Here is a 2,851-nt window from a genome sequence, read left to right on the forward strand (position 1 = left end):
CACCAGAAATTTTATTTATTTCTCATCAGAAGTTAGCACCAGATTGGATGGAAAATGAAGCTTGTCCCGTTCCTCCAGAATTAGTTATTGAAATTATTTCGCCGGGACAAAGTTTTGGGCAATTGGCTAGCAAAGCAAGAGATTATTTGGATGCAGGGGTGCTGCGAGTTTGGGTGGTAGATAGTCAAGCGAGAAGCATTACAGTTTTTTATCCTGATGCGCCACCCCAGACTTATATGGGAGATACACTGTTAATTGATTCGCTGTTTGATGGTTTAGAAATTACGGCTGAGCAAGTTTTTCGATTAGCAAGGATATAGCAAAAGTCAAAAGAAATAAGATGTGTATGTGTATATAAACCTCGGCTGGGCGAAGCATTCGGGGAGAAAGATTGTTCATAATTGCGATCGATTGTCGCCCGAATGCTTCGCCCCTACATAATAAATATTTCGTTCTCAAGGCAAAATCGCAAAAACTCGCGCCGGAAAACCAGAACCATTTTTAGGTTTGGGAAAAGATACGACTACCACAGCACCCGCTTCGGGTACTTTATCCAAATTCGTCAATAACTCAATTTGATAACGATTCTGCTTGAGAATATAAGTTTCTAGCGAATAATCATCTTTACTCGTAGCGATACCTGGGTCAGTATCAGTCGGTTCGTGACCGGAAGCAGTAATCTTTCGCGTTTCGTAAAGATACTTGAGAACTTCCATACTCCAACCGGGATAGTGTGCCACTCCGTTGCTGTCTTTGTTCTGCATCGCCGCTGCATTGGGCCAGCGTTTTGACCAGTCGGTTCGCATCGCCACAAACGCGCCTTCAGGAATAAGGCCGTGTTTTGCTTCCCAAGCCTTGATATCTTCCATTGTTATGGTATAGTCTGGATTCTGCGCCACCTTTTGGTGAACGTCAATTACCACCAAAGGCAAGATCATCTCCTTCAAATCCAATTTATCGACTGTACGCAAACCCTTGATAAAATGTGCTGGCGGGTCTACGTGAGTTCCCCACTGTCCGGCGTGACAAAACATTTCCGCCCAGAAACCAGCACCAAGCTTACCGACATTTGGTTCATACCAGTAAAGAGTTTCCCGCTTCTCGTCCGGAAAACCTTTCCAGTGGGGTATACCCGGTTCAAAAGCGTGAGTGAGATCGACAAATTGTTTGCTTTTGATTGTCTGGTAAGCTTCTGCAAGGGTAGGTTGTTTGAGTTGTTTGGGACTTACCGCCAAAACTATCCCAGCGCCCAAACCTGCCATCACCAGTCCACCGGCAACCAATGCGATCGTTCTCATCTACTTCTCCCCCAACCTTAAGAGCGATTGAAAAAAATCATAAGGCACTGGCTGGCTGTTGACCGATAAACTCAGTGAACTCAGCAACAAAGCGTATTAATTGCTACAAAAATCTGCGAATTTGCGGCAATCATGAAAGATGACGCCAGATATGGTAGTCTCTAACGGTAGCTTGGAGAGAAAAGGAGCAATCAGGTAGATAGCAGAAACCCCAATTAACTCGGCTGTAGATCTCAAATGCGATCGGATAAAGCCAATACCACAAATAGCAAGTGGAAGACTTAAAATACAGAATTATTTTCTCAGAAACAAATAGAGCTTAGTTGAGGAGTCAAGAAATTGAAAAAAGTTGAAGCGATTATTCGCCCCTTCAAACTCGATGAAGTTAAAATCGCCTTAGTCAATGCCGGCATTGTAGGGATGACGGTTTCGGAAGTTCGAGGTTTTGGACGCCAAAAAGGGCAAACCGAACGCTATCGCGGTTCCGAATATACAGTTGAGTTCCTGCAAAAACTCAAGGTTGAGGTTGTGGTTGAAGACGATCAAGTCGATCGCGTCGTTGATAAAATTATCGCCGCAGCTAGGACGGGAGAAATCGGTGATGGTAAGATTTTCGTCACCCCCGTCGATCAAGTAGTACGGATCAGAACAGGGGAAAAGAATACCGAAGCGATTTAAGTAGAGCGGGGGAGGTAAAAGTCAAAAGTCAAAAGTCAAAAGTCAAAAGAAAGGAGTTAGGGGTTAGGGATTAGGGCGTCGGGAAAGTCAATCATTCAAAATTTCTCCCTCTTCCCTCTTCTCTCTTTATCCTCCCTCTTCCCTCTTCCCTATCCCCTAGCCCCGACGCCCTAATTCCTTCAATAGTGCTTGGAAAGCTTTGCCCCGATGACTGATCGATCGCTTTAACTCCGGTGTCATCTCCGCAAAGGTTTGTTGTTCTTCGGGAACATAAAAAATGGGGTCGTAGCCGAAACCGCCTTTACCGCGAGGCTGATGGAGAATTTCCCCCCGGCAAATTCCTTCTGTTTGCAGGAAAATAGAACCATCAGAGCTGGCGATCGCAATAGCACAGACAAATTGAGCTTGTCGGTTTGTTTCGCTACCCAATTCCCGCAGCAGCCGTTCGATACGTTCCGCGTCGGTTTTGTCGTAACGAGCAGAATAGATACCCGGTGCGCCATTCAAAGCATCCACAGACAAACCGGAATCATCTGCGATCGCCCATTCACCAGTTGCCTTTGCTACCTCAGATGCCTTCAGACAAGCATTTGCCATAAAAGTATCGCCGGTTTCTTCAATTTCCAATTCGTCTGGCTTCAGGCGCAATTCTAAATTTAAATCTTGCAAATAAGCTTGCATTTCCTTCAGCTTACCTGGGTTTCCTGTAGCTACTACTAATAATTTCATCTTTCTTCCTTGTCCCGATCTTTTATTTCACTGCGGTAAAAATTCATCATCCGTGACTTGCGTTAGCTCATAAGGACATTGTGTGGGGAATATCTCCAATGACAAATTAGTTTCAGCTTTTGCTTGTTTCACTGCTTGCGCGTAAC

General features: G+C 44.9%; 4 protein-coding genes. 2 read left to right on the plus strand and 2 right to left on the minus strand.

The features are described 5' to 3' along the window. Positions 1-320, plus strand: a 320-nt coding sequence (locus H6S82_RS27400; RefSeq protein WP_191057043.1) for a Uma2 family endonuclease, incomplete at its 5' end; no start/stop codon positions are given. 135 nt (positions 321-455) lie between these two features. Here the strand turns inward: H6S82_RS27400 and H6S82_RS27405 are convergent. Then, positions 456-1,298, minus strand: a complete 843-nt coding sequence (locus H6S82_RS27405) for a cyclase family protein (protein WP_190461472.1) — start codon at positions 1,296-1,298, stop codon at positions 456-458. 339 nt (positions 1,299-1,637) lie between these two features. Between H6S82_RS27405 and H6S82_RS27410 the strand changes: the two genes are divergently transcribed. Beyond that, on the plus strand, positions 1,638-1,976 hold the full coding sequence (locus H6S82_RS27410) for a P-II family nitrogen regulator (RefSeq protein ID WP_190461474.1): 339 nt from the start codon (positions 1,638-1,640) through the stop codon (positions 1,974-1,976). 156 nt (positions 1,977-2,132) lie between these two features. On the opposite strand, the gene rdgB is transcribed toward H6S82_RS27410, so the two are convergent. Beyond that, positions 2,133-2,705, minus strand: coding sequence for an RdgB/HAM1 family non-canonical purine NTP pyrophosphatase (rdgB, locus tag H6S82_RS27415; RefSeq protein WP_190461476.1), 573 nt, complete (start codon positions 2,703-2,705; stop codon positions 2,133-2,135). Positions 2,706-2,851: the final 146 nt, after the last annotated feature.

Source organism: Planktothrix sp. FACHB-1355, assembly GCF_014748295.1.
In the GTDB taxonomy this organism is placed as follows: Bacteria; Cyanobacteriota; Cyanobacteriia; order Cyanobacteriales; family Aerosakkonemataceae; genus Aerosakkonema; species Aerosakkonema funiforme_A.